Here is a 5,137-nt window from a genome sequence, read left to right on the forward strand (position 1 = left end):
TCGACCTCCATCACGGGACCGCGCTGGAGCATCCGGAAGAAGTCCTCGCCGCCAGCCGGGCGTGGGATGCGGATGGGGAGGAAGCCCTTGAGGGGCAGCACCTGGCTGGCCGCCCCCATCCTCGCCACCAAGGCGGGGGCCTCGGGGCGGGTCTCGCGCGAGTCCACACCTTCGTCCGGGTAGAGCGGCGCGGGCGGCAGCGAGACATCCTCGGTGGAGTCATCGAAGAGGAAGCCGTAGCGGGTGGGGATGCGGCCGGTGAAGAGGAAGCAGAGCAGCAGGGACTCGTCGCTGCCCACCCGGGCCACGTGGAGGATGGAGCGCGTGGTGCCCACCTTGCGCAGGAGCAGCTTCAGGCTTGGGCGCGAGGCTGCCAGGTAGCGCTGGATGCGGTCCGTGAGGGTGGCGCGGATCTCAGAGAAGAGCTGTTGGTAGAAGGCCTCCGATTCCGCCTCCCTGCGCGTGAGATCCTCGCGCGTCTGGGAGAGCCGCGCCTCGGCACCGCGCAGGAAGCTATCGGCTCCGGCAGGGAGGATCCCTGCCTCACTGCCGGGCTTGGACTCGACCCCGGCGGCCCGAACGGCCCCCACGAGGAAGGAGCCCTGCTGATCCAGGCGCTCGCGCTCCTCCTTGAACCGGAGCTGGGCGGCGGCATGCTCCAGCTTCAGCTCCAGCCACACCTCGTAAGCCGTCTCCAGCGTCTCCAGGCTCCTTAACCGGGCGAGGGCTGAATGAGCGCCCTCCGTGCTCTTCTCGGGAGAAGGGAGGGCTGCAGGCAAGTCCCGCGAGGGGCTCGGGCCCACAGGCTCACGAGCGAGAGCAGGTGCCTCCGAGCTCGTCCGTGGCTGGACAGGCCTCCTCCTGCCCGTAGTCACAATGGCGGAGGCCGCGCTCTTCGGCGTTGACGGATCGGACTTGCGCTGGCTGTCCGAAGCCGACCGGCGCTGTTTCGGAGTCCTGCCCTTGGCCATGGCGGGAGTCTATCAGCCAGCCCTGAAAAGCCACGGGCCTCCGCCCGGGCGCGGGTGGCGCGCTCAGGGGAGGCCCGAAGGACTGCTGGAAGGCTCTGACGGGCTACACGCCGCGCGTGACGGTCTCGGTGCGCGTGGCGCCAGCTCCGGTGACCGGCTCCTGGCCGGGCTGGAACCGGTTGCGCAGATCATTGCGCAGCTCGTTGCCCGGCTTGGGCGCGAGCATCAGCCCCACGCCCACGCCCAGCAGCACGCCCACCGTGAAGGCGCCCAGCGCCGGCAGCAGGTAGTCGGTCGTGTCCTTGCGAGTCTCGAGCCCGATCAGGTTGAGCAGCTCGTCCTTGTCCAACTTCTTGAGATCACTGACTCCGAACATGTGGAAACTCCCTGGTTTGAAGTGAAGGTGAAGCGCGCGAACGACGGATCAGCTGATGGTGCCAGGACCGCCCGTCCGGGGCGACGTGCCGACGCCCGTGGCACCGCTCTGCCCGCCCACGCCACTCTGCCCGCCCACGCTCGACTGGCCGGTCTGGTACCCCTGGAGCGCGGCCTCGGCCATGCCCAGCAGCTCGTCCTTGACGAAGGGGAGCATCGCCAGGCGCATGCCCAGCTTGAGGACGCGCGCGGTGAGCGGGGTGAAGAGTCCGCCGCCCAGCACGTAGCCCACGCCGATCGCCGCGGCCACCATCCCGTACGGGTTGCGCTCCACCCGGCCCTTGAGATCCAACGTCTGGCCCAGGTCCGACACCGCGCTGCGCGCGTTGCTCCAAAGTTCCTGAGCCTCCGAGCCGATCTGGTCCACACGCTGTCCAAACCCCTGGTCGTCGCCGCTGCCGGGAGTGCCGTTGCTCTGGGTGTTCTGAAAGGTCGTCATGATGTTCTCTCGATGTGACGAAGGGACGGCGGGATCAGCGGCGCGCGGCGATCTTGCCAATGAGGAAGCCCACGGCGACGGCGCCGACGAGGCACGTGCCCGGGTTGGCGCGGATGAAGCTCACCACGCGGGTATTCACATCCACCAGATTGCGCCGCGCCTCTTCGATCTGCGGCACAATGCGCTGCTGGATCTCACGCGCGCGGTCCTGGATCTGCTGCGGATTCATCTCCATCGAAGGCCTCTCCTGTCGGTTGGAATACGGTGGTTGGGTGAAAAGGAGCTGTAGTCAGCGGCGCTGCGCCAGCAGAAAGCCGATCGTGAATGCAGTGCCCACGGCCAGCAGCGGGCGCTTGCGCACCCACTCGCGCCAGTCCGTGGCGTGGGCCACCTCCTCGCGCAGCGCGCTCACCGAGGTGGCCAGCTCCTCGCGGGTGCGCTCGATCTCGGCGCGCAGCGCGGCGGGATTGCGAGGCTCGGCCTTGGGCTGTCCGTTACTGGGCATTCGGGGGCTCCTTGAGCACATTCCGGGGCTGTGAGGGCACGGCGGGAGGGCTCACCGAAGTGAGCACCGCCATGCTGCGAGAGATCTCGTCGCTGCTGTCATCCATCACCTGGCGGCTCTGAAGGCTGGACACGGCATGCCAAATGGCAAGCCCTCCCCCCACCACGTTGATGCCCCCTACCACGGCCAGCCCTCCGGCGTAGCCGATCCACCCGGCGAGCACCACCGCGAGCGCCCCGCACAGGAAGAAGTAGCCCACCAGCACGAAGGGCACGAACGCGACGATGCGCGCCACATCCTTGCCCATGGCCTTGGCATCCTCGGCGAGCTCCAGGCGCGCCAGGGTGATGTGCTGAGACACCAGGCGGCTGAAGCTGTCCGCCATCCGTCCGACGAGCGCGGCGATTCCGCGATCCGTCTGTTCCGTCCCCAAGTTCATCTGCTCTCCGGCCGGCACTGCTGGCGTCCCACAGGCGGAGCCAACCTAGGCATCCCCCTTTGCCGCGACAACCCGTCGCGTGCTCTTGTGTCCGGCGGTCGCCAGCGTCGGCCAGTGAACGCCGCCAGAGCCCCTACGCTACCCGATGAGCTGCACCGGTGCCGAGACCGAGACGGGCTCGAGGATCGGAGCCTCGAAGCGCAGCACCAGCGGCAGGTGGTCCGAAGCAACCGTGGCCAGAGGGGACCGGTGAGGTCGGATGGCGAGCGGGCGGACGCCCGCGTCCACGAAGATGCGATCCAGGCGCAGCAGGGGCAGCCGGGAGGGGTAGGTGCGCGCGGGGGCATGCAGCTCCAGCGCGGCGTCGTGGATGGCCCGGCGCACCAGGGCGGGGACGGGCTTGTTCCCCCAGTAGTTGAAGTCTCCGCACACCACCACCGGATCCTTGCGCACCGCGTCCCGGAGGATGTCCGAGGACAGCAGCAGTCCCTCCTGCCGCCGGCGCTCGCCGAGCGAGAGCCCCAGGTGGAGGCAGAAGACATGGAGCTGCCGGCCCTCGCCCATATCCAGATCGCAGCGCAGCGCGCCGCGGGGCTCGCGGCTCTGCACGCTGAGATCGTAGTTCTTCGACTTGAGGATGGGCAGGCGCGTCAGCACGGCGTTGCCGTACCGCCGGCCCTGGCGCACCACGTTCGGGCCAAAGGCCATGTGGAACCCGAGCAGATCCGCGAGGTGCTCGGGCTGATCCTCGCGGGACGTCTTGCCCCGGAAGTCCCCCACCTCCTGCAGGGCGATGATGTCCGCGTTGATCTCGCGGAGCACCTCGCCCACCCGGTGCAGGTCGAACCTGCCATCAGTCCCGATGCCGCTATGGATGTTGTACGAGACGAGCGTCAGCTCCACGTGCCGGAGCCCTCAGCCGTGGACGAGGCGAAGCCGGCGCGCGGCCAGCCGGACCACCTCGAGCGGCAGCGAGGCCAGCCGCACCGCGGCCTTGCTCACGTCTCCGATCCCTCCCTGGATCGCCTCGAGCTGGCGCGTCGCTTCGTCGAGCAGATCCTGGAAGCGTCCCCGCGGCGGCAGCTCCTCGGTGGCCGGCAGCGCGCCAATGGGCGTGGTGTTGCGGTTGATCCGCGGCGTGGCCGGCGCGCTCGGCACCTCGCGAGGCTTTGCTCCGGAGCGCTCCTTGCGCGGCGGAGCCAGGGCGCGAGCCTTGAGGATCTCCTCGGTCTGCGCGTGGCTCTTGCCGTAGTGGATGCCCCCTTCGTGATCAGGCTGCGAGTGGTGCTGCGACTCGGACAGGTGCTGCTTGTCCTGACGCCGCAGGCTCCGACTGCGAGGCTCGGCAGCGGGCACCTGGAAATGATCGAAGCTATAAGAGCGCGGCATCCAGCATCCCCCAATTGGAAGTCAGTTCGTCGGAGAAGGTAGGGAGCCCCCCCCGGCCTTGGTACACCGCCAAGCGGCCCGCGCCGCCCGGACGTTCGCTCCTTGACCAGCGAGGCGCACACCCCTCCTCGGGTGTTGACCAGCGGGCGGTCGCGCCAGGCTTCTGACACCTGGCAAGCATGCGGAGCAGGCGTTCAGGCAAGCCCCCCATACGGGAAGTCGGAGCGAGGAAGTTCCCGGTGTACAACTCCGGCCACATGCCGCTCGCCCCCTGCCTTCCCCGTCTCTCCTCCCCGCTTCCCTTCGCCCTGCTCGCCCTGGGACTGGTGGCCTTCGGAGCCCAGGCTCAGCCGAGCCTCTCCGTACAGCCTGGGACGGCCAAGCCAGGAGATCCGATCCTTGTCACCGTGCGCGGTTTGGAGGGCCTGCCCTCGGGCACGGTGGCGGGCAAGCCCCTGCGCTTCTTCGAAGCCTCGGACGCCTGGCTGGCCATCACCGGGCTCCCGGTGGAGCAGGCTGTCGGCACCGTGGAGGTGAGGGTGGTGGGTCCCCGCCCGGTGGAGGGCAAGCCCGTGGAGCTCGTGGGCGCGCTGGACGTGGTGGAGTCCGGCTATCCCGAGCGCGAGCTCCGCGTCGCCGGCAAGTACGTCAAGCCGCCCGCGTCGGTGAAGGCCCGCATCGCCGAGGACCGCGCCGCCTTCGCCGCCGCGTTCTCCCAGCCCTTCACCGCGCCGCTGTTCCGCAACAACTTCGCCTGGCCGCGCCAGGATCGCATCACCGCGCCCTACGGAGATCGGCGCTCGTTCAACGGCAAGCTCCAGAGCCAGCACTTCGGCGTGGACATCGACGGGAACACCGGCGATCCGATCTACGCCGCCAACGAGGGCGCGGTGGTGATGACGCGTGACAACTACAGCTCGGGCGGGACGGTGATCCTCCACCACGGCGGCGGCCTCTAC

General features: G+C 69.1%; 9 protein-coding genes. 1 reads left to right on the forward strand and 8 read right to left on the reverse strand.

Annotation, left to right across the window (positions count from 1 at the left end):
• The 8 genes from VD972_RS00990 to VD972_RS01025 form a co-directional block, all read right to left on the reverse strand.
• On the reverse strand, positions 1–779 hold a 779-nt coding region (locus tag VD972_RS00990; protein WP_324979353.1), incomplete at its 3' end, for a hypothetical protein.
• A 295-nt stretch (positions 780–1,074) separates the two neighbouring features.
• On the reverse strand, positions 1,075–1,347 hold the full coding sequence (locus VD972_RS00995) for a hypothetical protein (protein ID WP_324979355.1): 273 nt from the start codon (positions 1,345–1,347) through the stop codon (positions 1,075–1,077).
• A gap of 48 nt (positions 1,348–1,395) precedes the next feature.
• Positions 1,396–1,845, reverse strand: a complete 450-nt coding sequence (locus VD972_RS01000) for a hypothetical protein (protein WP_324979358.1) — start codon at positions 1,843–1,845, stop codon at positions 1,396–1,398.
• 34 nt (positions 1,846–1,879) lie between these two features.
• Positions 1,880–2,080, reverse strand: a complete 201-nt coding sequence (locus tag VD972_RS01005) for a hypothetical protein (protein WP_324979361.1) — start codon at positions 2,078–2,080, stop codon at positions 1,880–1,882.
• 54 nt (positions 2,081–2,134) lie between these two features.
• Positions 2,135–2,350, reverse strand: coding sequence for a DUF3618 domain-containing protein (locus VD972_RS01010; RefSeq protein WP_324979364.1), 216 nt, complete (start codon positions 2,348–2,350; stop codon positions 2,135–2,137).
• Positions 2,340–2,789, reverse strand: a complete 450-nt coding sequence (locus tag VD972_RS01015; RefSeq protein WP_324979367.1) for a phage holin family protein — start codon at positions 2,787–2,789, stop codon at positions 2,340–2,342. The genes VD972_RS01010 and VD972_RS01015 overlap by 11 nt, the downstream gene beginning before the upstream one ends.
• A gap of 138 nt (positions 2,790–2,927) precedes the next feature.
• A complete protein-coding gene (locus tag VD972_RS01020) occupies positions 2,928–3,692 on the reverse strand; it encodes an endonuclease/exonuclease/phosphatase family protein (RefSeq protein WP_324979368.1) in 765 nt (254 codons plus the stop codon).
• 12 nt (positions 3,693–3,704) lie between these two features.
• Positions 3,705–4,178 (reverse strand): hypothetical protein, encoded by a 474-nt coding sequence (locus VD972_RS01025; protein WP_324979370.1) that lies wholly within the window; start codon positions 4,176–4,178, stop codon positions 3,705–3,707.
• Between the two features lie 239 nt (positions 4,179–4,417).
• On the opposite strand from VD972_RS01025, the gene VD972_RS01030 reads away from it, so the two are divergent.
• Positions 4,418–5,137 (forward strand): M23 family metallopeptidase (locus tag VD972_RS01030; protein WP_324979373.1); only part of this gene is annotated, 720 nt, incomplete at its 3' end.

The sequence above is a fragment of the Hyalangium sp. genome (assembly GCF_035629615.1).
Classification (GTDB): Bacteria; Myxococcota; Myxococcia; order Myxococcales; family Myxococcaceae; genus Hyalangium.

Coding starts and splice junctions, on each gene's coding strand:
- VD972_RS00995 (WP_324979355.1), bottom strand. CDS start 1,347: ATGTTCGGAGTCAGTGATCTCAAGAAGTTGGACAAGGACGAGCTGCTC.
- VD972_RS01000 (WP_324979358.1), bottom strand. CDS start 1,845: ATGACGACCTTTCAGAACACCCAGAGCAACGGCACTCCCGGCAGCGGC.
- VD972_RS01005 (WP_324979361.1), bottom strand. CDS start 2,080: ATGGAGATGAATCCGCAGCAGATCCAGGACCGCGCGCGTGAGATCCAG.
- VD972_RS01010 (WP_324979364.1), bottom strand. CDS start 2,350: ATGCCCAGTAACGGACAGCCCAAGGCCGAGCCTCGCAATCCCGCCGCG.
- VD972_RS01015 (WP_324979367.1), bottom strand. CDS start 2,789: ATGAACTTGGGGACGGAACAGACGGATCGCGGAATCGCCGCGCTCGTC.
- VD972_RS01025 (WP_324979370.1), bottom strand. CDS start 4,178: ATGCCGCGCTCTTATAGCTTCGATCATTTCCAGGTGCCCGCTGCCGAG.